Raw genomic sequence first — 20,817 nt, forward strand, 5'->3', positions numbered from 1 at the left:
AAGCGTTGCGCTCGTCCAACTGCCCGGTTGCGCGGACCGCCTGAGCGGGCTTATCGGCAGCGGCCGGCCGGCCCGCCATCCGCGTAAACCCGGTAGGCGTCGCATCGGTGGCACAATGCGCATCCGTTCGCCATTTCTTCACGAAGTCATGCTTCACCCCGATTCATGCGCGGCGCGTGCCGGCCGTGCCCGCGGCCCGCGCCGGAAGGCGCGCCGATGACCGCGCCGGCCCGGGCCGGCCGCTACGCCGAGCTCGATTTCTTCCGCGGCCTCGTGCTGCTCGTCATCGTCGTCGACCACATCGGCGGCAGCATCCTGTCGCGCGTCACGCTGCACGCGTACGCGCTGTGCGACGCGGCCGAGGTATTCGTGTTCCTCGGCGGCTTCGCGACCGCCATTGCGTACAACTCGCTCGCCGAGCGGCACGACGAGGCCGCCGCGCGCCAACGTTTCATCTGGCGTGCGTTCGAGATCTACCGCGCGTTCCTCGTGACGGCCGGCCTGATGCTGCTGATCACCGCCGCGCTGAATGCGTTCGCGATCGACGGCCCGAACATGCCGACCAACGATCTCGACGGGCTGCTGCACAAGCCGCTCGCCGCGCTGCGCGACATCCTGCTGTTCCGCCGCCAGCCGTACCTTGCATCGGTGCTGCCGATGTACGCGTTCTTCGCGCTGCTCGTCCCGCTCGCGCTGCCGCTCGCGCGCACGCAGCCGTGGCTGATGCTCGCGTTCAGCGGCTCGCTGTGGTACGCGGCGCCGCACGTCGCGCACTTTTTGCCGACCGTCGAAGGCGCGCCGTGGGATTTCAATCCGTTCGCGTGGCAGTTCCTGTTCGTGCTCGGCGTGATCGCGCGCTGCCAGCCCGTCTACCAGACGCTCGCGCCGAGACCGCAAGGCTGGCTGCTGACGGCCGCGTCGCTCGCGGTCGTCGCGGCCGGCGCGTACTACCGGCTGCGCATCGAGCCGTTCCCCACCGATCCGTCGATCAAGCAGAACCTCGGCGCGCTGCGGCTCGTGAACTTCCTCGCGATCGCGTGGCTCGCCGCCAAGCTCGTGCACCTCGGCTGGATGAAGAAGGTCGCGCACGCCATGCCGTGGATCGGCACGATCGGCCGACAGGGGCTGCTGTGCTTCGTCGCGGGCACCGGCATCTCGCTCGCGGTCGATTCGCTGCTCTACCAGGCGACCGAAGGCTATCTCGACGTGCCGCTGGGACTGACCGCCGACGCCGTCGCGATCGGGCTGCTGTATCTCGTCGCCAAACTCTACGGGCCGCTCGTCGCGCGGCTGCCGTTCCGTTCGCGGCAATGACGCGCCGCGCCGTCATGCGCCGCTGCTACGATAGCCGGCGCCTCTCCTGAAATGATTCGCCATGCGCCGACTCGCCCTTCCGTTCGCCCTCGCCCTGATCGCCGGCTCCGTCGCCACCGCCCATGCCACGCCGCCGGCAGCGCCTGCTCCCGCGGTATCGCCCGCGCCGCCGGCCGTCCAGACCGCGACGACGCCGTCGGCCGCGCAGGAGCCATCCGTCAATCCGGGCAGCAGCGTCGTGCTGCGCACGTTCCGCTCGGCATCGCTGAAGCGCGACTGGTCGTACACGGTCTACCTGCCGCCCGGCTACAACCCGGAAGGCGCCCGCTACCCGGTGATGTACCTGCTGCACGGCAACGCAGGCAATGCGAACGACTGGGTCACGCAAGGCCGGCTGCAGGCCACCGCCGACACGCTGATCGAGCGCCACGACATCCCGCCCGTCGTGATCGTGATGCCGCAGGGCGGCACCGACTGGTACGTCGATCGCAAGGAGAAGATGCAGAGCGCGTTCCTCAACGACCTGCTGCCCGAAGTCGAAGCGCACTTCGCGGTGTCGAACCAGCGCGCGGGCCGTGCGATCGGCGGCGTGTCGATGGGCGGCTTCGGCGCGCTGCGCTTCTCGCTGCTCGAGCCGGGCCTGTTCTGCGGCGCGATGCTGCTGAGCCCGGCGATCTATGCGAACGAGCCGCCGCTCAATTCCGCCGCGCGCTACGTCGGCGTGTTCGGCGACCGGCAGTTCGATTCGCGCGTGTGGCACGAGCTGAACTACCCGGCGCTACTGCGCGGCTATTTCGCGCGCAACTGGCGCGTGCCGATGTTCATCGCGGCCGGCGACGACGACCTGACGATCCAGGCGGAATCGAGCGTGCTGTACACGCATCTGCGCCGGGCGCAGAACCCGGCCGAGCTGCGCATCGTCGACGGCGGGCATACGTGGGACGTCTGGCGCGGGTTGCTCGGGCAGGGGTTGAAGTATGCGCTGGAGTGCGTGAAGTAGCGGTCGATCTGATCGGGCTCGCGATTGCGCCCCTCTCCCGGAGGGAACCGGCCTTTCGGCAGGGACGCGCGGAGCCGGCGGCCTGACTTTACGCCGCGAAGCGTGCCCGGTGCCCGACGCCCGGCCGCCCCCGCCGGGCCCGGTCGACTCAAAGCCACGTGCCGCCCTGCCGTTCGCTGGGCTCCTCGGCAAGCGCGTCGAAATCGTGAATCCAGTCCAGGTGATGCAGCACGCTGTCGCGCCCGGCAAGACGCGCGTTGCGCGCCTGTGCGGCCGGCCCGTCGGGCAGGTGCAGCACGTCGGCCGCGGAAATCGACGCGTACTGCACCTTGCGCGTCCGGCCGCGACGCAGCCGCTCGTATGCTTCCTGCGCTTCGCGCCAGTTGCCCGGCCCGGCCTTCGCCAACTGCGCGGCCAATACCACCGCATCCTCGATCGACTGATTCGCGCCCTGCCCGTGGTGCGGCACCAGCGCATGCGCGGCGTCGCCGATCAAGGTCACGCGCCCGCGGCTCCAGCGGCCGAGCGGCGGACGATGGAACAGCCCCCAGCGCTGGCTGATCGGCACGGCGGTGATCATCTGCACCACCGCCGGATGCCAGTCCCGGAACACGCGCAATTGCTCGCCCTCTTCCGACGGCATGACCCAGTCGCGCGACGGCCACGGTGAAGGATGCCGCTCGACCAGCAGGAAATTCTGGTCGCCGCCGTCGCCGATCGGATAGTGCAGCAGATGCCCGTGCGGCCCGACCCAGAACTGAATCGTGTCGGGGTCGGGCAGCAGGTTCATGCGCGCGGCCGGCACCACGCCGCGAAAGCCCGAGCAGCCCGAATACAGCGCATCGTCGTAGCCGAGCATCCAGCGTCGCGTGATCGAGCGCGCGCCGTCCGCTCCGATCACGAGATCCGCGTCGACCTGCGTGCCGTTATCGAACGACAGCGTCACGCGATCGGCGTGTTGCGCGAGGTCGACCAGACGATGACCGAGATGAATGCAGTCGGGACCGACCGCCGTCGACAGCACGGCCTGCAGATCCGCGCGATGCACGCCCCAGTACGCGCCGCCGAATTGCCGGCGATAGTCGGGTTCGCCGCGATGATGGCCGATCACAGCGCCGCTGCGCCCGTCGCGATAGACGAGGCCCGGGATGTCCGCACATGCCGCGTCGAAGGCCGCACGCAAGCCCATGCGTTCGTAGAAGCGCGTCGCGTTGGCCGACAGCGCGACGGCCGCGCCGACTTCGCGCAACACGGTGGTCTGCTCGTAGAGCTGCGCGTCGATGCCGTGCTCGCGCAATGCGAGCGCGAGGGTCAGGCCGCCGATGCCGGCGCCGACGATCGCGATCTTCAGGTTCGTCTGCATGATGAAGGTGTCTCCGATATTCGTGGATGAGATGCGCGGCTTGCGCGGCGGTCATGTCGAATGCACGCGCCGTATCGGTATTTTCAGGAGTGGACTTTTATCCCGCAATAAAATGAAATGAATCTGCTTCATCACCGAATGCAATGAACCGGGCCACGCGAAACCGATGGAACTGAGCGATATCGACCTCAACCTGCTGCTGCTTTTTCAGCGGCTGATGCAGGAACGGCGCGTGTCGAGCGTCGCCGAGCAGATGAACATGAGCCAGCCGGGCGTCAGCAACGCGCTCGCCAAGCTGCGCCGCCGGCTCGGCGATCCGCTGTTCGTGCGCGGGCCCGGCGGCGTCGTGCCGACGCCGTTCGCGCTGCGTCTCGCGGAACCCGTGTCGCAAGCGCTCGCGACGCTGCACGCCGCGCTCAATCCCGAGACGGGCTTCGATCCGCGGCTCGCCACGCGCACGCTGACCATCGGCATGACCGATATCGGCGAAGTCGTGTTCCTGCCCGCGCTGCTCGAACATCTGTCGGATACGGCGCCGGGCATCGCGCTCAACACCGTCCGCAACACGAGCATCAACCTCGGCGACGAAATGGCCGACGGCCGCGTCGATCTCGCGATCGGCCTGCTGCCGCAACTGAAGGGCGGCTTCTATCAGCGCCGGCTGTTCGATCAGCGCTATGTGTGCCTGTTCCGACGCGGGCACCCGCTCGAGGGGGCGCCGCTGACGGTCGACGCATGGCGCGACGCCGAACATCTGGTCGTGGTGTCGGCCGGCACCGGGCACGGGCAAGTGGACGAATGGCTGGCGCGGCGCCGCGTGAAGCGCCAGGTGCGGCTGACGGTGCCGCATTTCATGAGCGTGGGCTACATCCTGCAGCGCACCGACCTGATCGCGACGGTGCCCGAGCATCTCGCGCTACAGCTCGCCGCGCCGTTTTCGCTTGGCTGGCGTGCGCTGCCCGTCACGCTGCCCGGTGCACCGATCCACATGCTTTGGCATGCGCGGGTCAATCAGGACGAAGGGAACCGGTGGCTGCGCAACGTTGTGGTCGAGTTGTTCGCGGACACGGGCGCGCGAACGCGAAAGGCCGCACCCGCGCGGCGGAAATGATCATGGCAATCGTCCGTCACGGAGACCGAGTCAATGAATCCCAGACGCGTGCATGCGCTCTATCTCAAACATCGTCCCGACGTGGATCTGGTCAAATGCGAATGGATCCATCTGCTGTCGACTGGCAGCGTCGATCGCGACCTTCTCTGGAAGATGCTGTCGACGATCGGTTCCGCGGACGTCGTGATCCACGTTCGTCGCAAGATCGGCGATTTTCTGCCGATCGAACCCGCCATCGCCTTTATCGGCCAGCACATCGGCAAAGGACAAATGCTCGTTTCCGATCGCGCATTCACGAACTTCGTCATCGTCGCGCACAACGGCGTGGCGGCGACCTGGCCACAATGCCTGACGCGAAGCCGGATCGATTTGCTGCCGGGCGCGCCAAACGACACGGCGGTATAGTCGACCGATCGCGAGAGCGTGTCGCGTGGTCAATCGCGCTTCGCGGCTCCGCATCAACAGGCAGGCCGTGCGTTTCGACTACATTGCCGGAGTGGCGACGACATCGACCGTCGGCCACCTCCCCGTCACTCAACCCGCAGGGAATCAAGCCATGTCCGTCTCGAAGAAATTCGCCGCCGTCACGGGCGCCGGCTCCGGCATCGGTCGCGCCGCGGCCATCGCGCTCGCCCAGGCCGGCTTCACCGTCGCGCTGCTCGGGCGCACGGAGGCATCGTTATACGCAACGCAGGACGCAATCCGCGCCGCCGGCGGCGATGCGCAGGTGTTTCCCGCCGACGTCACCGACGAAGCCTCGGTCGACCACGCGTTTGCGCGGATCGCGCAGCAGTTCGGCCGGCTCGATGTCCTGTTCAACAATGCCGGCCGCAATGCCCCGGTCGTTTCCCTCGACGAATACGAACTCGACGTGTGGAACAGCGTCGTCGCAACGAACCTGACCGGTGTCTTTCTGTGCGCGCGGGCCGCGTGGCGGCTGATGAAGACGCAGACGCCGCAGGGCGGCCGAATCATCAACAACGGCTCGATCTCGGCGCACGCCCCGCGCCCCGATACGATCGCTTACACGGCCACCAAGCACGCGGTAACCGGGATCACGAAGTCGCTGGCGCTGGACGGCCGCCGGTACAACATCGCGTGCGGCCAGATCGACATCGGCAATGCCGCGACGTCGCTCACGGAACGGATGACGCAAGGCGTCCCGCAAGCGGACGGCACCCTGGCGCCCGAGGCGCGGATGGACGTCGCGCATGTCGCGAATGCGATCGTCCAGATGGCGAATCTGCCGCTCGACACGAACATCCTGAACATGACGATCATGGCGACCACGATGCCGTTCGTCGGGCGCGGATAAACACGAGCGGCGGCCCGCTCCGGGAGACGTCACCCGCGACAGCGGGCCTCCTTCCGGAGGTCAACGCGCCCCGTCGTTCAGGTCAATGCCGGCGTGCGCTGTCGGGCTTCGCGCTGGTCGGTGCCCAGCCGCGCCGCCAGCCAGTCGCAGATGAACGCCTGTCCGAGCCTCGGATCGTCGGCCTGACAGTGTGCGGCGCCCGTTTCATCCGGATCGGACAGCCGGCGTGTCGCGTCGACGCCATGCGCCTTCGCCCGATCGTACGTGTCGGTCGCCGGGTGGCGATCCCGTCATGCTCCATCAGCTTGCCTTGGTTTTCTTGCCAGTGGACGGGGGCTTGCATATGACGAACCGACGGCGATCCTTGCCCCTGATCCAGAGCGGAGCATTGCCGCGCCCGCTCCACTCCTTCCCGCTCTCCGGGTCGCGATACCGCGCCGGCAGCTCTTTCACGACATACGAGCCTCGGCGGCCGTTGCGGCCGACCAGGTCGCGATGCTTGATCGCATAGGTGTCCATCAGCGAGTGAACCTTCGCGATCGCATCGATGCGTTCGCGCGCGCGTGCGCGCTCGATTTCCTCGTCCAGTTCGTCCAGCTCGGCAACGAGCTGCGCATAGGTCTTGCTCGCGTTCATCTTCTGCTTCCTGCCCCGCATTTGCATGAAAATCAATATGATTCGCACGACTAATAGATTGACTTGCAACGCCCGGCCATGGCGATACTCACTTGATCGGCATGCGACGCACCTCTGCGCGCCGGATCACAGGACGCGCGCAGTTGGCGAATCTGCGAAGCGAAGCACCGCGCCGCGGCAAATACCCCGATGCTGCAAACAGGCAGACGCGTCCTGCCGAACCGATCGTCCGCCCGAGGCAAGCCCCACTGCGAACATCCCGGCACACAATCGCGCCCTGCATTTAACATATCAAGTGATATATGAAATGAGATCGTAATGGTATCCATCTCAAATATCAACTGATATCCTTCCCGCCATGAACATGGCGCCCCTTCCCCCGCGGCTGAGCCGCGAAGAAAGTCGATTGCAGACCCGTGCACATTTGCTTGCCGCGGCGAAGCGGCTGTTTGTCGACCGAGGTTTCGGCGCCACGTCGCTCAGGGATATCGCGGCCGAGGCCGGCTACACGCAGGGCGCGTTCTATTCGAATTTCGCCAGCAAGGAGGCGCTGTTCGTCGAGCTGATGCAGGAGCGCTCGAAGACGCAAGTGGCCGACATCGCCCGGGCGCTGAGCGACCCGTCCGCGTCCGGGGAAGACATATTGAATGCGCTGGAAGTGTGGTCGAGGACGGTCGATGCCGAACCCGAATGGTCGGTGCTGGGTGTCGAGTTCAAGCTTCAGGGGCGCCGCAATCCCGCTTTTGCAACGGCGTCGCAGGCGTTGCTGGACACCCACCGTGACGGCCTGGCCTATTGCATCGAACAGATTTTCGCGAGGCTGAAGAAAGTGCCGCCCGAATCGCCGACCGTCCTGGCCGTGTCGTTCATGGGGCTCTCGCAAGGCCTGTCACTGCAGCAGTCGGTTTTGTCCGAGGTGCCGATCGGGCACATGATCATGGTGTTCCTGCGCAGCATGCTGGCCGCGGCAACGCCCGTGCGTTGACCTGCGAGGTTGCGGGCAACGACGGGATGACCGGCTCCGCGACGGAGCCGGATCGCGAGTCGTCCAGTTCGCACCCACTGACGTGAGTCTATCGCGCTCCGTCAGGCATCCGCATCCGGAATCCGCGACGACTGAATCACCACCAGCGTATCGCCCGCCTCGATCCGGCACGGCGGATCCTCGTAAAACGACTGGATCTTCCCGCAGCGGTCGAGCCCGACCACGATCGCGCCCGGCACGACATTGGTCATGCAGCCGATCTCGTGCGGCAGCGCCTCGCGCTCGATCAGCGTCGCGCGACCGCGCGTCGACAGCATGTCGTTCACGAACGGCACGATGTAGCGGCTATGGACCGCATCCGCCAGCAACAGCGCGCCGATCTTCGTCGACGACACGATCACGTCCGCGCCGGCCTGCCGCAGTTGCCGCTGGTACAGATTCTCCTGGATCCGCACGACGATCTTCGTATCGGGCGCGATGCTGCGCACCGACAGCGTCAGCAGGATCGCGGTGGGATCGTCGGTCACCGAAATGATCACGGCCTTCGCCGCGCGCACCTGCGCCTGCTGCAGCAGATCCTCATGCGCCGGATCGCCGAGCAATCCCGTCACGCCGAGCGACGTCGCCGCCTCGAGGGCCTGCTGTTGCGAATCGATCACGATGATCGTGGCCGGATCGACGCCGCTCTCCAGCAACTCGCGCACCGCGATCGACCCCGACAGGCCGTAACCGCACACGACGATGTGATCGGACAGTTGCTTCTGCAGGCGTTTCATGCGGAATTCCTCGACGACGCGCTGGATCACGAACTGATACGCCGTGCCCAGGAAAATGAACCAGATGCCGATGCGGATCGGCACGATGAAGAATGCATCGAGCAGGCGCGCCCGCGCCGTGACGGGCACGATATCGCCGTAGCCGACCGTCGCGACCGTGACCATCGTGAAGTACACGAGATCGGCCACGGTCATCGGCGTGCTCTTGGTCGAATCGCGCAGGCCGTCGCGATCGAGATACAGCACGACGAACGCAAGCGTGCACAACAGCACGACCGCGCCGAGACGGAACAGCAGCGTGCGCTGAGGCGACGTCGCGGGGCGCGTGAACAGCGTGCGCGCGCGCGGCGCCTGCCACGGATTGCGGGCGCGACGCAGACGCAAGCGCAACGAGCGGCGCTGATCGGATGGCGTTGCCAACGGGAAGTCTCCTGAAGGATGCGGGCTCGATTCTACGACGGGAACGCGTGCGCCCGGCCAGTCACAGCATGCTGCGCGGCCGCACCATCGTCCCGTCGACGAAACGCCGCGCGCGAAACGCCGACAGGTCGAGCGACGGCGCTCCCGTGTCGATCCATTCGGCGAGCAGCCGGCCGACGATCGGCCCCATCGCGAAACCGTGCCCGCAGAACCCCGTCGCGATCGCGAGGCCCGCCGGCGTGCCGGGCGCATCGATCACCGGAATGCCGTCGGGCAACACGTCGATCAGGCCGGCCCATGCCTCGACGATCTGCGCATCCTTCAGCGCGGGAAAGATCGCCTTGAGCTTCGCGAGCGCGCGCGGCGCATGCGCGCGATTCGGCTGAGGCTGCGGATCGCGCGGCTCGATCGGCCCGGTCGCGCCGTTGATGCGTGCGAGCACGTCGCGCCATGCGGACGCATTGAGGTGCAGCCGGAACTTGTCGCGCTGCGACCAGAATTCCGGCCAGAAGAGGCTCAATCCGCGCAGATGGCCGAGCGTCATATCGACGTCGACCTGCATGTCGTCGGCGAGATTGATCGCGCCGTTCTTGCGCTGCCGAATGCCGAGACCATGGCCCCACACCGTAGCAGCGGACACCGGCGGGACCACGTTGGTACGCATGCAGGTACCGCGCACGGCCTGCTGCGGCAGCCGGATGCCGACGCCGTCGAGCAGCCGGAAACTGGTCGCGCCGGCCGCGCAGATCACGCGACGCGTGCGGATCGTGCCGCGTTCGGTCGCGACGCCGACGACCGCGCCGCCGGCCGTCTCGATCGCGGTCACACCGCATCCTTCGAAGAAACGCGCACCGGCCTCGGTCGCGCGCGCCGCGAATGCGGCGGCCACGCGACGCGGCTCGGCCTGCCCGTCGGTTGCCGTATACAAGCCGCCGAGGGTACGCGCGTGCGCCGACAGCCCGCTCACGCGCTCGTCGATCTGTGCGCGCGTCAGCGTGCGCGTGTCGAGCCCGTGCTCGCGCGCGACGGCGAGCCACGCCTGGAACGACGCCCAGTCGTCTTCGTTGTCCGCCATGTAGAGGCAGCCGCCCTGCCGCCATTCGAGATCGAAGCCGAGCGCCTGCTCCAGGCCTTCCCAGATTCGCATGCCGGCCATCATCAGCGGCACTTCGGCCGATTCGCGCCCCTGCTGTCGCACGAAGCCCCACGCGCGCGTCGATTGCTGGCCGGCGATGCGCGACTTGTCGAGCACGACGGCTTTCAGGCCGCGCAGGCCGAGGTAGTAAGCGGCCGCGCAGCCCATGATGCCGGCGCCGGCGATGACGACGTCGGCGTCAAGCGGAAACGCCGTATCGGCGTGGCTCAATGCGTCGTGCAGCGGATAGGTGGTGGTCATTGTTTTTTGTCGGGTGTCGATGCATGACCGGCAAAGCTTATCGCGGCAACGTCGTCACATGAAGCGATAAATTTCAGAAAACCGTCATTCGGCCATCCCTTCGGGGTCCGTCATCGCATCGACGCCGACCGCGGTGGCGCGGCCTGACGATGCCACGGCGCCGCGGCCGCATGTTGTACCGACGGTTGCCGTCGCTTGCGCGTCGATACCGGCAGCGGTGGAATTGTCGGCCGATGCCGGCTCGCCGACATCCAACGCGGTCGCGGAAATTCCATTCGACAATGCGAGGTCGCCGAGCGTAACGCGAACTGCTGCGTCGACGGGGGCGATGCCCGACACGATGCACCCTCGCCCAACCGGATTTTTATCGATCAGGACTGCAAATGTAATGGCGGACGATGCCCGATCGATGCCGGAGCCGTTCGCGCTGGGTCAGCTTCGGCGGCTGTCGTCCGTCGAGCGAGACGACGGCGAGCCGTTCATGTATATGCCGACGTAGCGCGAACGCGCACTCGATGCGTGCCGGCTCGACGGCGTCGACGGCGACATGTCGAGCGCTCGATAAACCACGCGGCCCTTCGGCCCAGGACTTCGCGGTCTGCGCGGGAGGCCGCCGCTACGCCGGCGCCCTCAGTGCGAATAGCGCGTTTGCGTGCCTGCCGCGCGATCGAACGGCTGCAGCCTCGCAAGCTGCTCGATCGACATCGTGACGACTTCGAGAACATGCCGCGCGATTTCGTCGTCGGCCATGCCCGCGTTGACGTACCGCTCGATGCTCATCGTGCGGGGCGGATAGCTGCCGCCTTCGTCGTCGATGATGTCGATCCTGGCCGTACGCTGCTCGGGCGACAGCACGATCTGGACAGTTTTGCCGTGAACGACGGTCTGCATGCACAAAGTGGACATTCGCAGTCTCCGATTGCGTCGCCTTCGGACGGTCGATACCTCACAACAGGAGTCGTCAATCTACAAATTTCCGGACACATTCGCAATATTCAGGCAGCAATTTCCCGTCGTTCGGGGCGCCGCACCGCCGGCCGACCCGATGCCCGCATAGCGCGGGCACGGGCATGCGCCGCGCTATGCATAGCGGCTCAGCCATTCTTCGGAGAACTGTCTCGCGTATGCGACCGCTTCGGCTTCGGTCTCGAATTCACCCAGCTTGCGGAACGCAGCCTCACGGCTGAAACCCACTTTCGTGACCTCGACCTGCGCGGCGTATTTGCCGGCCTCCGTCACGCGCGGCTCGCAGTTCATTTCGTATCCGCGCATCAAGAATTTCTTCTGCATCGGTTCAACACTTTTTTGAGACGGCAAAATCGTAGCATGCGGGTGCGGAGGCCTGGAAAATGTATCCAAGTCGGTTTCACTAGAGGAAACTATCGATCGATCGTCCGGCAAGGGCCTCGACCGTCCGCTGCGCGATATCCTGTAAAAATGAGTTGAATACGTCGGGCCGAGCGAGTACACGCCCCGCGTTGGTGCATCATGCGGCGATTACTTGCCGTCTCGTATGGAATCGCATCCGCGCCCATCGAAATGCAGACGGAAGGTGTCGAACGCACCGTCGCGCATACGCGCCGCGGCAGGCCGGGCGTAACTTCATGACACACCTTTCACACAAACGCACCTTTCACCACACTGAATGACGACCATTTTGCGGTAAAGTTATCTTTTCCGTGCGTGGCCGGTCGGCTCGCCATTGGACGTCATGAAGACTGTCCGCCGAGACTGCCGCAAGGCGTCGTTCTGAACGTCACGATCCGTCCCCGTAGCATGACCACTGAAGCAATCACCACGGATTCCCTCGCGGTTGCCGAGCGCGTGCGCGAGCTAATGACCCGCAACGGCATCGGCAAGCGCCAGCAGACCACCGAGCTGTGCCGCATCCTCGATCTGAGTTTCTCGCAAGGCCACCGCAAACTGCGCGGCAGCAGCCCCTGGACGCTCGCGCAGATCAAGAAAGTCGCCGAAGCGTACGGCGAACCCGCCGCCCAGCTGTTCGGCGCGCAAACGCTCGACCCCGGCATGGTCGGCGCCTATTCGCAGGAAGCCGTCCTGTATGCGGGCGTCGCCGAGATTCCGTGTACCGCATGGATCGGCGCGCCGCTCGAAGCCGGTGCGCGCCCCGAGTTCGTCGCGTACGAACAGAACGGCCGCTGGCGCGTGCTGCGCCATACCGGCGTGCTGTACCAGAACGCGTACGACGTGCACAAGATCGAGATCTATCCGCGCCGCGCGGAGAGCGACAAGCTCGTCGTCGCGGTGATCGACCCCGATCGCGTCAGCGCGACCGAGCTGTGCCGCTATCTCGAACGGCAGGGTTTCGCGACGGCCGCGTTCGACGGGCTCGCGGCCTTCGTCGACGCGCTGCAGGGCCAGGCCTTCGACGCGGTCCTGACCGAATGGCTGTTCGACGACGGGACGGCCGCGACCGCGATCAAGGCCGTGCGCACGTCCGACAACCCGGGCGCGCCGATTTTCGTGTTGACGGGCGACCTGCTCACCGGCCGCGCGAGCGAAGCCGACATCAGCGAAGTGATCCGCGCGTTCGACGTGGTGTGCTACGAAAAACCCGCGCGCATGGCGATCCTCAGCGCCGATCTCGCGAAGCGCCTCGCGCGCGGCTGACGTCCGACGGGCCGGGCGCCCGTCGAACGGCCAACGCACGCGCCGCGGCCATGGACCGGTTCCTCAGTACAATAGCCGCACCCGTTCACGCGCACGCCGGCATCCGCCGCCCGACTCCATGGCCCGCCTCATCCCCGACGACTGGAAAAGCCTCGCCGCGACCGGCGCGGCCGAACGCGAGCGCGAAACGCTCGCCGCGCTCGAACACGCGCTGCCCGACGGCTACACCGTGTATCACGGCGTCCACTGGACGCGTGCCGACCAGGCGTTCTCGGTGTTCGGCGAAGCCGCGTTCGTCGTCGTCAGTCCGGCCGGCCGCGTGCTGCTGATCGAGCAGAAGGCCGGCTTCCTGCGCGAAACCCCGAAAGGGCTCGTGAAGGTCTACCTGCAGAAGGAGCGCAATGTCCCGATCCAGCTCGCGCGCACGCAGGAGACGCTGCATCGGCGCCTGACGGCCGCGCTCGGCGCGGGCGTCTACGGCGTCGAGGCGCTGCTGTACTGCCCCGACTATTCGATCCGCGACGCGTCGATCGCCGGCGTCGCGCCCGAGCGCATCGTCGATGCGTCGCGCAAGGCGCAGCTCGCGCAAGTGATCCTGCAGATCCTGCCCGAGGACGACGAGCCCTTTCCGAACGCGCCAAAGCTCCACCATTTCCTCGCGGACGAACTCGCGCTCACGCCCGACACGAGCGCGCTCGTCGGACAGGCCGGCACGCTCGTCACCCGGCTGTCGGGCGGGCTCGCCGCATGGGCGCGCCAGCTCGAGTTCACGCCGTTCCGGCTGCGCGTCACCGGCACCGCGGGTTCGGGCAAGACGCAGCTCGCGGTGCAGGTGATGCGCGATGCCGTCGCGGCCGGCCAGCGTGTGCTCTACGTATGCTTCAACCGGCCGCTCGCCGACTACATCGCGCGCATCGCGCCGCCCGGCGCGAAGATCGCGAACTACCACCAGCTGTGCGACTGGGTCGCGCGCGACGGCGGCTATACGCCCGACTTCCAGGTGCCCGGCGAATTCGAGCGGCTCGAGGCGCGCTTCGCGCAAACGCCGATTCCCGAACGCTGGCGCTTCGACGTGCTGGTCGTCGACGAAGGGCAGGATTTCCACGCGCCGTGGGCGGCCGCGCTGGAGCGCTTGCTCGCGCCGGACGGCGCATGGTGGTGGCTGGAAGATCCGCTGCAGAACCTGTACATGCGCGAACCCGTCGCGCTGCCCGGCTGGGTCACGCTGAAGGCGCTCACGAATTACCGCAGCCCGCGCGACCTGCTCGAATTCGTGCGCGACGTCGTCGGCCGGGCCGAGCCGCTCGCGGCCGAACTGCGCTCGGGCAGCCCGTTCGACGGCTCCGATCCGTCGGTGTCGGCATACGGCGAAGATGGCGCGTCGGACGACGCCTTGGCGCAAGCCTGCATCGACGCGACCAAACGTGCGATCACGCATGCGCTGTCGCTCGGCTTCCGCAAGCAGGACATCGCGGTGCTGTCGTACCGCGGCCGCGAAGGCTCGGTGCTGGCGCCGCTCGACCAGCTCGGCCCGCACCGGATCAAACGCTTCACCGGCAAGTACGACCTGTTCGGCAACCCCGAGTATCGCGAAGGCGACGTGCTGCTCGATTCGATCTACCGCTTCAAGGGCCAATCGGCGCCGTGCGTGATCCTGACCGAAGTCGACTTCGACACGCTCGACGCGCGTGCCGCGCGCAAGCTGTTCGTCGGCGCGACGCGCGCGACGATGAAGCTGCTGATCGTCGCGTCGTCACGGGCGGCCGCGCAACTCGCGGCGGGTTGACGCGGCGGGCGAACGGCCGTTGCGCGGCGCGCAACGACTGCAGGCGAGCGCCCGCCCCGCCGCCGGCCACCGTCCGTCAAGCCACCCGAAACGCGCCCACCGCGCGACGCAGCCCATCCGCCTGTTCCTCGAGCGACGCGGCCGCCGCGGCCGCCTGCTCGACCAGCGCCGCGTTCTGCTGCGACACCTGATCCATCTGCGACACCGCGCGGTTCACCTGCTCGATCCCGTCGCGCTGCTCGCTCGATGCGGCCGCGATCTCCGTCATGATGCCCGTCACGCGCCCGATCGCCTGCTGGATGTCCTGCATCGTCGTGCCGGCCATGCCGACGAGCCGCGAGCCGGTCGCGACGCGTTCGACCGATTCGCCGATCAGCGTGCGGATTTCCTTCGCCGCGGATGCCGAGCGTTGCGCAAGCGTGCGCACCTCGCCCGCGACCACCGCGAAGCCGCGGCCCTGCTCGCCCGCGCGCGCGGCTTCGACCGCCGCATTCAACGCGAGGATGTTGGTCTGGAACGCGATCCCCTCGATCGTGCCGATGATGTCGGCGACTTTCTGCGAGCTCCGGTCGATCTCGTTCATCGTGCCGATCACCTCGCCGACGACCGTCGCGCCGCGCGTCGCGATCTCGCCCGCGCTGTCCGCGCAGGCCTGCGCCTCGAGCGCGTGGTCGGCGTTCTGCTTCACGGTCGCCGTCAATTGCTCCATGCTCGCGGCCGTCTCCTGCAGCGCCGACGCCTGTTCCTCGGTGCGCTGCGACAGGTCGGTGTTGCCGGCCGCGATCTGGTGCGTCGCCGTCGAGATCGCTTCCGAGCCCTGGCTCACCTGGCGCACCGTATCGGCGAGGCTGCGCTGCATGCCGGTCACGCCCTTGACCAGTTCGGCCATCTCGTCGCGCGACGACCAGCGCACTTCCGACGTGAGATCGCCGTCCGACAGGCGGCGAAAATGCGACAGCAGGCGATTCACCGGTTGCGTGATCGCGAAATGCAGGCCGATCGCGCAACCGAGGCACGCGGCCAGACCAAATGCGATGCCCGCGATCGCGCCCATGCGCATCCAGCCGTAATAGGTCTGCGCGGTGTCGTACACGTCCTTGCCGCGCGCGGCCTGGTACGCATCGAGCACGTCGGTCGCCTGCGTGAGCGCGACCGACAGCGGCGGTGCGACCGTCATCAGCAACCGGTCGGCTTCGTCGCGCCGCCCTTCGCGAATCGCGTCGATCAGCGGCTTCAGCGCCTGCCCGATCAGCGCCTGGCGCGCGGCATCGAGGCGGCTCGCGAGCGGACCTTCGTCATCGCCGTGCGGCATCGCCGCGTAGTTGCGCCACGCCGTGTCGGCCTTTGCGAGATAGCCCTCGGCCTTCTTCACGAGATCGGGTACGTCCGGCGCTTCCGGATGCAGCAGCGCACGATCGAGCGTCGTACGCACGATCGTCAGGTTCAGGCTCGCCGCGGACAGCGCGGTCTTTGCGGCGAGTTGCCGCGTATAGGCCTCGTCGAGCGCGCGGTTCGAACTCTGCATGCCCGCGAGGCCGATCAGGCCCGACACGACGAGCAGCACGGCGACGAGGCCGAGCGTGGAGAAAATCCGCGTACGGATCGAGAAACGGGAAAACAGGGCGTTCAGGTTCATGACGGCACGTGAGCGATGAAAAGTGCCGCGGCAATCGGTCCGCGGCATGCTGTATTACGGTTTGCCTGCAAAAAACTTGAGTCCGTCCCTGCTTTGCAGTTGATCGGGGTCAATTCCTGAGGCGGCAATCTCCGGTTACGACTGCAACATATCGAGGCTGGGCAGAAATTGACTAGTCAATCATTCATGGCTATATTTCGATTCAATTCCCTGCCATGGCAGATATCTCGATGACAACCGACACTTTCTTCACTCCGCCGGCCGCCGACGCGGCCCGCCGCGACGCGCCGACCGGGCTGATCGTCGCCGCGCTGCTGCTCGTCATGCTGCTGTCCGCGCTCGACCAGACGATCGTGTCGACCGCACTGCCGACGATCGTCGGCGAACTTGGCGGGCTCGACCAGTTGTCGTGGGTCGTCACCGCGTACCTGCTGTCGTCCACCGTGGTGCTGCCGCTGTACGGCAAGCTCGGCGACCTGTACGGCCGCAAGATCGTGCTGCAGGTCGCGATCGTGCTGTTCCTCGCCGGCTCCGCCCTGTGCGGCATCGCGCAGGACATGACGCAACTGATCGTGCTGCGCGCGCTGCAGGGGCTCGGCGGCGGCGGCCTGATGGTCGTCACGATGGCCGCGATCGGCGATCTGGTCCCGCCCGATCGCCGGGCGCGCTACCAGGGGATGTTCGGCGGCGTCTATGGCCTCGCGACGATCGTTGGCCCGCTGCTCGGCGGCTTCCTGGTCGAGCATCTTTCCTGGCGCTGGATCTTCACGATCAACCTGCCGCTCGGCCTGCTCGCGCTCGCGGTGATCGGCATGGCGTTCCGGCCGCACACCGCGCACGTGAAGCACCGGATCGACTACATGGGCGCCGCGTTCCTCGCGACCGCCCTCACCTGCGTGATCCTGTTCACGAGCGAAGGCGGCTCGCTGCTGCCGTGGACGTCGCCCCAGCTGTGGATGACGCTCGTGCTCGGTCTCGTCGCGATCGGCGGCTTCATTTATGAGGAGCGCGTCGCGGCCGAGCCGATCATGCCGCTCGAGCTGTTCCGTCATCGCACCTTCGTGCTGGTCAGCCTGATCGGCTTCGTGGTCGGCATCGCGCTGTTCGGCTCGGTCACGTTCATCCCGCTCTACCTGCAGGTCGTGAAGGGTTCGACGCCGTCGCAGGCCGGCATGCAGTTGCTGCCGATGATGGGCGGGATGCTCGTGACGTCGATCGTCAGCGGGCGGCTGATCTCGCGGTTCGGCTCGTACCGGCCGTTCCCGATCGCGGGGACGCTGATGGGCGGCGTCGCGATGGCGCTGCTGTCGACGCTGACGCTCGATACGCCGCTGCACACGATGTACGCGTACATGGCGTTGCTCGGGATCGGGCTCGGGATGGTGATGCCCGTGCTGACGCTCGCCGTGCAGAACACGGTCGAATTCCGGCACATGGGTGTGGCGACGTCGGGCGCGACGCTGTTCCGCTCGATCGGCGGCTCGCTCGGCGTCGCCGCATTCGGCGCGCTGTTTTCGCACGGGTTGCAATCGCGGATGATGGACGCGCTGCCGGCCGGCACCGAGCTGCCAGCCGCGCTCGGCCCGCTCGCCGTGCACCAGTTGCCGGATGCCGTGCGCGACGCGTACCTGCACGCGTTCGCCGGCTCGCTGCACGTCGTGTATCTGTCGGCCGCGACGGTGATCGCAATCGCGTTCGTGCTCGCGTGGTTCGTCGAGGACGCACCGCTGCGCAAGCACAACTGAGCGCCCGCGGCTCGCCGAGCGACCGTCGAGCCGCCTCGCGAGCCGCCCGCGCCCGCCGTCACGCCAGCAGCACGACACCGCCCGTCGTCGCGCGCGACTCCAGCAACCGGTGTGCATCGGCCGCCTGTTCGAGCGGCAGCCGCGCGCCGATCTCGACGTGCATTCCGCCCGCCAGCCGGTCGAGCGTCGCACGCGCGGCGTCCCGATACGCGCCGACGTCGCGTGCGATGAAACCGAGCACGCTCGGCCGCGCAAGCGCGATCGAACGGGCCGGGCCCAGCTCGTCGAGATCGATCGTCTGCCGCGTGCCGATCGCGGCCACCTGCCCGATGCTCGCGACCATCCCGAACGGACGAACCGCCCCGAGCGTGCGGGTCAGCACGTCGCCGCCGATTCCGTCGATCGCGTAATCGACGCCCGCCCCGCCGCCGAATGCACGCGCGGCCGCGACGAAATCCTCCTCGCGATAATCGACCACCGCTTCCGCGCCGTGCGCGCGCACCAGCGCGGCTTTCGCGGCCGATCCGACCGTGCCGATCACCCGCGCGCCGAGCGCGCGCGCCCACTGCGTCGCCAGCAGCCCGACGCCGCCGGCCGCCGCATGCACGAGCACCGTATCGCCGGCGCCGACCTGCCGGACGCGATGCAGCAGCATGTAGACGGTAATCCCCTTCAGCAGTCCCGCGGCGGCGGCTTCGTCGCTCAGCCCGTCGGGAATCGGCAGCACGCGTTCGGCCGGCATCGTGCGCAGACTCGCATAGCTGCCGGTCGGCATGCCGCCATACGCGACGCGCTGACCGGGCACGAGATCCGTCACGCCCGGCCCGACCGCGTCGATCACGCCGGCCGCCTCGACACCGAGTGCCGCCGGCAGCGCGGGCAACGCGTGCGCGCCCGTCCTGAAATAGATGTCGACGAAATTCACGCCGATCGCGGTCTGGCGAATCCGTACTTCGCCGGCGCCGGGCGGCGCGACGGGCGCATCGACGCGGCGCAGCACGCTGGCGTCGCCGTAACGGTCGATCCCGATCCGGATGGCGTTGGCGGTTTGGGTCATGACGTTCCTCGCTATCGAATGAAGTGACACGATCATCGCATCGTGCATAATCGATCGGAATTCACGCTGAACGCCCACCTACTGTGCAAAATTCGACCGATCAGAATGCTGTCGCCGGGCCCACGCTGCCGATGAGCTGGGATGACATCCGCTACTTCCTGGCGGTGATGCGCGGCGGCAGCCTGTCGGCGGCAGCGCGGGCGCTGCAGGTCCAGCATTCGACGGTCGCGCGGCGCATCGACGCACTGGAGTCGGCGCTCGGGATCCGGCTGTTCGACCGGCTGCCGCGCGGCTGGCCGCCGACCGACGAAGGGCTGCACCTCGCCGAGCACGCCGCGCGCCTCGAAGCCGACGCGCATGCGTTCGCGCGCGCGGCGCAAGGCGCGGCCGCGCTCGACGGCGCGGTGCGCGTATCGGCGTCGCCGGTATTCGCCAGCCATTTCCTCGCGCCGCGCCTGGCCCGCGCGCAGCGCGCATGGCCGGCGCTGCGGATCGACCTGATGGGCGAGATGCATGCGGCGAACCTGTACGCGCGCGAAGCCGATCTCGCGGTGCGGCTGTCGCGGCCGACCGAACCGGGCCTCGCCGCGCGCCGGCTCGGCACGATGCGCTTCGCGCTGTGCGCGGCGCCGGAATGGGCCGACGCGCCGCCCGACACCTGGCCATTCGTCGGCTACGACGATGCGCTCGCGCAAACGCCGCAGCAGCAATGGCTCGAACGCTTCGCGGCCGGGCGCCGTTTTGCGTTCATCGCCAACGACCTGGCCGCGCAGCATCGCGCGTGCGCAGCCGGGGCCGGCGTCGCGCTGCTGCCGCGGTTTCTCGTCGACGATCCGGCCGCGCACGCCGGTGCGCCGCTCGTCGAGCTGACGGCCGCGCCGCGTTGCGACATCGAGCGCGAGATCTGGCTCGTCGTTCATCCGGACGTGCGCCGGTCGCCGCGCGTGCAGCGCGTCGCCGACGCGATCGCCGACGCGGTGCATGCGGCGGACGGCCGGCTGTAAGCCGCCGACGCCGCAAACGGCTTTGCCACGCGCGGCGGCGCCGGCATGGTAGCGTTCTGATTTCACTCGCCCTGCCGCCATGCCTACCGCTCCCGCCTGCGTCGTGCGCGACGCGACCGACGCCGACCTCGATGCGATCCACGCGATCTATGCGCACCACGTTCACCACAGCGTCGCGTCGTTCGAGGAAACGCCGCCCGACGTCGCCGAACTGCGCGCTCGCCGCGGCGCGGTGCTGCGCCACGGCTTGCCGTATCTCGTCGCCGAATGCGACGGCCGCGTGGCCGGCTACGCCTACGCGACGCCGTACCGCACGCGCAGCGCGTACCGCTTCACGATCGAGGATTCGATCTACATCGACGATGCCCAGCGTGGGCGCGGAATCGGCCGCGCGTTGCTCGCGGCGCTGATCGCCCACTGCGAAGGCGGCCCGTGGCGACAGATGATCGCGGTGATCGCCGACGGCGGCACCGGCGGCTCGACGTCGCTGCATCGCGCGTTCGGCTTCGAGCCGGCCGGCCTGCTGAAAGCGGTCGGTTTCAAGCACGGCCGCTGGATCGACACGGCGCTGCTGCAGCGCCCGCTCGGCGACGGCGCGAACACGCGCCCCGCCTCGCCCGAGCCTGCCGCCCCGCGCTAGAA

At 67.7% G+C, this 20,817-nt stretch carries 20 protein-coding genes; 11 read left to right on the forward strand and 9 right to left on the reverse strand.

Features of this window, described 5'->3' with window-relative positions; all coding sequences use genetic code 11:
• The first annotated feature begins 216 nt into the window (after positions 1 to 216).
• Both HWX09_RS18375 and HWX09_RS18380 read left to right on the forward strand, forming a co-directional pair.
• Complete coding sequence (locus tag HWX09_RS18375; protein ID WP_027780890.1) at positions 217 to 1,314, forward strand: OpgC domain-containing protein; 1,098 nt, start codon at positions 217 to 219, stop codon at positions 1,312 to 1,314.
• Positions 1,315 to 1,375: 61 nt separating this feature from the next.
• Positions 1,376 to 2,314 carry an alpha/beta hydrolase-fold protein gene (locus HWX09_RS18380; protein WP_027780891.1) on the forward strand — a complete coding sequence of 313 codons (939 nt, stop codon included), beginning with the start codon at positions 1,376 to 1,378 and terminating at the stop codon, positions 2,312 to 2,314.
• 148 nt (positions 2,315 to 2,462) lie between these two features.
• On the opposite strand, the gene HWX09_RS18385 is transcribed toward HWX09_RS18380, so the two are convergent.
• Positions 2,463 to 3,677, reverse strand: a complete 1,215-nt coding sequence (locus HWX09_RS18385) for an FAD-dependent monooxygenase (protein ID WP_027780892.1) — start codon at positions 3,675 to 3,677, stop codon at positions 2,463 to 2,465.
• Between the two features lie 166 nt (positions 3,678 to 3,843).
• Between HWX09_RS18385 and HWX09_RS18390 the strand changes: the two genes are divergently transcribed.
• The 3 genes from HWX09_RS18390 (at position 3,844) to HWX09_RS18400 (ending at position 6,103) form a co-directional block, all read left to right on the forward strand.
• On the forward strand, positions 3,844 to 4,788 hold the full coding sequence (locus HWX09_RS18390; protein WP_027780893.1) for a LysR family transcriptional regulator: 945 nt from the start codon (positions 3,844 to 3,846) through the stop codon (positions 4,786 to 4,788).
• A 33-nt stretch (positions 4,789 to 4,821) separates the two neighbouring features.
• The gene (locus HWX09_RS18395) at positions 4,822 to 5,193 is read left to right on the forward strand and encodes a hypothetical protein (protein WP_051421290.1); all 372 of its coding nucleotides are present in this window, start codon (positions 4,822 to 4,824) and stop codon (positions 5,191 to 5,193) included.
• Positions 5,194 to 5,344: 151 nt separating this feature from the next.
• Positions 5,345 to 6,103: an SDR family oxidoreductase gene (locus HWX09_RS18400; protein ID WP_027780894.1), complete on the forward strand. Its 759-nt coding sequence runs from the start codon at positions 5,345 to 5,347 to the stop codon at positions 6,101 to 6,103.
• A gap of 300 nt (positions 6,104 to 6,403) precedes the next feature.
• Here the strand turns inward: HWX09_RS18400 and HWX09_RS18405 are convergent, their stop codons facing one another.
• Positions 6,404 to 6,739, reverse strand: a complete 336-nt coding sequence (locus HWX09_RS18405) for an H-NS histone family protein (protein ID WP_034185300.1) — start codon at positions 6,737 to 6,739, stop codon at positions 6,404 to 6,406.
• Between the two features lie 358 nt (positions 6,740 to 7,097).
• Here HWX09_RS18405 and HWX09_RS18410 point away from each other — a divergent pair, with 358 nt between their 5' ends.
• The gene (locus tag HWX09_RS18410) at positions 7,098 to 7,724 is read left to right on the forward strand and encodes a TetR/AcrR family transcriptional regulator (protein WP_051421291.1); all 627 of its coding nucleotides are present in this window, start codon (positions 7,098 to 7,100) and stop codon (positions 7,722 to 7,724) included.
• Positions 7,725 to 7,825: 101 nt separating this feature from the next.
• Here HWX09_RS18410 and HWX09_RS18415 read toward each other — a convergent pair whose 3' ends face one another.
• The 5 genes from HWX09_RS18415 to HWX09_RS18435 form a co-directional block, all read right to left on the reverse strand.
• The gene (locus tag HWX09_RS18415; protein WP_027780897.1) at positions 7,826 to 8,920 is read right to left on the reverse strand and encodes a potassium channel family protein; all 1,095 of its coding nucleotides are present in this window, start codon (positions 8,918 to 8,920) and stop codon (positions 7,826 to 7,828) included.
• Positions 8,921 to 8,981: 61 nt separating this feature from the next.
• On the reverse strand, positions 8,982 to 10,316 hold the full coding sequence (locus tag HWX09_RS18420) for an FAD-binding oxidoreductase (RefSeq protein ID WP_027780898.1): 1,335 nt from the start codon (positions 10,314 to 10,316) through the stop codon (positions 8,982 to 8,984).
• Between the two features lie 84 nt (positions 10,317 to 10,400).
• On the reverse strand, positions 10,401 to 10,655 hold the full coding sequence (locus tag HWX09_RS18425; RefSeq protein WP_027780899.1) for a hypothetical protein: 255 nt from the start codon (positions 10,653 to 10,655) through the stop codon (positions 10,401 to 10,403).
• Between the two features lie 291 nt (positions 10,656 to 10,946).
• Positions 10,947 to 11,222 (reverse strand): hypothetical protein, encoded by a 276-nt coding sequence (locus tag HWX09_RS18430; protein WP_027780900.1) that lies wholly within the window; start codon positions 11,220 to 11,222, stop codon positions 10,947 to 10,949.
• 174 nt (positions 11,223 to 11,396) lie between these two features.
• Positions 11,397 to 11,606: a hypothetical protein gene (locus HWX09_RS18435; protein ID WP_027780901.1), complete on the reverse strand. Its 210-nt coding sequence runs from the start codon at positions 11,604 to 11,606 to the stop codon at positions 11,397 to 11,399.
• A gap of 486 nt (positions 11,607 to 12,092) precedes the next feature.
• Between HWX09_RS18435 and HWX09_RS18440 the strand changes: the two genes are divergently transcribed.
• On the forward strand, positions 12,093 to 12,947 hold the full coding sequence (locus HWX09_RS18440; RefSeq protein ID WP_027780902.1) for a helix-turn-helix domain-containing protein: 855 nt from the start codon (positions 12,093 to 12,095) through the stop codon (positions 12,945 to 12,947).
• A 118-nt stretch (positions 12,948 to 13,065) separates the two neighbouring features.
• Positions 13,066 to 14,733, forward strand: coding sequence for an ATP-binding domain-containing protein (locus HWX09_RS18445; protein ID WP_027780903.1), 1,668 nt, complete (start codon positions 13,066 to 13,068; stop codon positions 14,731 to 14,733).
• Between the two features lie 76 nt (positions 14,734 to 14,809).
• On the opposite strand, the gene HWX09_RS18450 is transcribed toward HWX09_RS18445, so the two are convergent.
• Complete coding sequence (locus tag HWX09_RS18450; RefSeq protein ID WP_027780904.1) at positions 14,810 to 16,369, reverse strand: methyl-accepting chemotaxis protein; 1,560 nt, start codon at positions 16,367 to 16,369, stop codon at positions 14,810 to 14,812.
• A gap of 230 nt (positions 16,370 to 16,599) precedes the next feature.
• On the opposite strand from HWX09_RS18450, the gene HWX09_RS18455 reads away from it, so the two are divergent.
• Positions 16,600 to 18,114 carry an MDR family MFS transporter gene (locus HWX09_RS18455; protein WP_027780905.1) on the forward strand — a complete coding sequence of 505 codons (1,515 nt, stop codon included), beginning with the start codon at positions 16,600 to 16,602 and terminating at the stop codon, positions 18,112 to 18,114.
• 58 nt (positions 18,115 to 18,172) lie between these two features.
• Here the strand turns inward: HWX09_RS18455 and HWX09_RS18460 are convergent, their stop codons facing one another.
• Positions 18,173 to 19,171 (reverse strand): quinone oxidoreductase, encoded by a 999-nt coding sequence (locus tag HWX09_RS18460; RefSeq protein WP_027780906.1) that lies wholly within the window; start codon positions 19,169 to 19,171, stop codon positions 18,173 to 18,175.
• A 131-nt stretch (positions 19,172 to 19,302) separates the two neighbouring features.
• Here HWX09_RS18460 and HWX09_RS18465 point away from each other — a divergent pair, with 131 nt between their 5' ends.
• Both HWX09_RS18465 and HWX09_RS18470 read left to right on the forward strand, forming a co-directional pair.
• Positions 19,303 to 20,175, forward strand: coding sequence for a LysR family transcriptional regulator (locus HWX09_RS18465; RefSeq protein WP_051421351.1), 873 nt, complete (start codon positions 19,303 to 19,305; stop codon positions 20,173 to 20,175).
• Positions 20,176 to 20,254: 79 nt separating this feature from the next.
• The gene (locus HWX09_RS18470; RefSeq protein ID WP_027780908.1) at positions 20,255 to 20,815 is read left to right on the forward strand and encodes a GNAT family N-acetyltransferase; all 561 of its coding nucleotides are present in this window, start codon (positions 20,255 to 20,257) and stop codon (positions 20,813 to 20,815) included.
• The last annotated feature ends 2 nt before the right edge of the window (positions 20,816 to 20,817 follow it).

The organism is Burkholderia sp. BCC1208 (genome assembly GCF_902833095.1).
Taxonomy (GTDB): domain Bacteria; phylum Pseudomonadota; class Gammaproteobacteria; order Burkholderiales; family Burkholderiaceae; genus Burkholderia.

Bases quoted from the DNA above. Each gene is read 5' to 3' on its own strand.
- HWX09_RS18405 (WP_034185300.1), bottom strand. From the start codon at position 6,739: ATGAACGCGAGCAAGACCTATGCGCAGCTCGTTGCCGAGCTGGACGAA.
- HWX09_RS18400 (WP_027780894.1), top strand. From the start codon at position 5,345: ATGTCCGTCTCGAAGAAATTCGCCGCCGTCACGGGCGCCGGCTCCGGC.
- HWX09_RS18460 (WP_027780906.1), bottom strand. From the start codon at position 19,171: ATGACCCAAACCGCCAACGCCATCCGGATCGGGATCGACCGTTACGGC.
- HWX09_RS18440 (WP_027780902.1), top strand. From the start codon at position 12,093: ATGACCACTGAAGCAATCACCACGGATTCCCTCGCGGTTGCCGAGCGC.
- HWX09_RS18465 (WP_051421351.1), top strand. From the start codon at position 19,303: ATGAGCTGGGATGACATCCGCTACTTCCTGGCGGTGATGCGCGGCGGC.
- HWX09_RS18420 (WP_027780898.1), bottom strand. From the start codon at position 10,316: ATGACCACCACCTATCCGCTGCACGACGCATTGAGCCACGCCGATACG.
- HWX09_RS18385 (WP_027780892.1), bottom strand. From the start codon at position 3,677: ATGCAGACGAACCTGAAGATCGCGATCGTCGGCGCCGGCATCGGCGGC.
- HWX09_RS18455 (WP_027780905.1), top strand. From the start codon at position 16,600: ATGACAACCGACACTTTCTTCACTCCGCCGGCCGCCGACGCGGCCCGC.
- HWX09_RS18395 (WP_051421290.1), top strand. From the start codon at position 4,822: ATGAATCCCAGACGCGTGCATGCGCTCTATCTCAAACATCGTCCCGAC.
- HWX09_RS18390 (WP_027780893.1), top strand. From the start codon at position 3,844: ATGGAACTGAGCGATATCGACCTCAACCTGCTGCTGCTTTTTCAGCGG.
- HWX09_RS18450 (WP_027780904.1), bottom strand. From the start codon at position 16,369: ATGAACCTGAACGCCCTGTTTTCCCGTTTCTCGATCCGTACGCGGATT.
- HWX09_RS18445 (WP_027780903.1), top strand. From the start codon at position 13,066: ATGGCCCGCCTCATCCCCGACGACTGGAAAAGCCTCGCCGCGACCGGC.
- HWX09_RS18435 (WP_027780901.1), bottom strand. From the start codon at position 11,606: ATGCAGAAGAAATTCTTGATGCGCGGATACGAAATGAACTGCGAGCCG.
- HWX09_RS18375 (WP_027780890.1), top strand. From the start codon at position 217: ATGACCGCGCCGGCCCGGGCCGGCCGCTACGCCGAGCTCGATTTCTTC.
- HWX09_RS18410 (WP_051421291.1), top strand. From the start codon at position 7,098: ATGAACATGGCGCCCCTTCCCCCGCGGCTGAGCCGCGAAGAAAGTCGA.
- HWX09_RS18380 (WP_027780891.1), top strand. From the start codon at position 1,376: ATGCGCCGACTCGCCCTTCCGTTCGCCCTCGCCCTGATCGCCGGCTCC.
- HWX09_RS18430 (WP_027780900.1), bottom strand. From the start codon at position 11,222: ATGTCCACTTTGTGCATGCAGACCGTCGTTCACGGCAAAACTGTCCAG.
- HWX09_RS18470 (WP_027780908.1), top strand. From the start codon at position 20,255: ATGCCTACCGCTCCCGCCTGCGTCGTGCGCGACGCGACCGACGCCGAC.